1 protein-coding gene is annotated in these 363 nt (G+C 74.7%); it reads left to right on the forward strand.

Annotated features, from left to right (window positions below; all coding sequences use genetic code 11):
• A partial coding sequence (locus STRAU_RS31085; protein ID WP_037663079.1) for an acyltransferase domain-containing protein occupies positions 1 to 363 on the forward strand: 363 nt, incomplete at both ends.

Raw genomic sequence — 363 nt, forward strand, 5'->3', positions numbered from 1 at the left:
GTCGCTGGCCGCCGTCTGGCAGGCGGCGGGCGTGAAGCCCGCAGCCGTGGTCGGGCACAGCCAGGGCGAGATCGCCGCCGCGTGCGTCGCGGGTGTGCTGTCGCTGGAGGACGCGGCCCGTGTCGTGGCGCTGCGGAGCCTGGCCATCCGGGAGCTGTCCGGCAAGGGCGGCATGGTCTCCGTGCCGCTGCCCGAGGCCGAGGTGCGGGAGCTGATCTCCGGCTGGGACGGCCGGATCGAGCTCGCGGCGGTCAACGGGCCTGCCCAGGTGGTGGTTTCGGGCGAGCCCGAGGCCCTGGAAGCGCTGGTTGCCCAGTGCGTCGCGCAGGACATCCGTGCCCGCACGATCCCCGTCGACTACGC

The organism is Streptomyces aurantiacus JA 4570 (assembly GCF_000414115.1).
Taxonomy (GTDB): Bacteria; Actinomycetota; Actinomycetes; order Streptomycetales; family Streptomycetaceae; genus Streptomyces; species Streptomyces aurantiacus_A.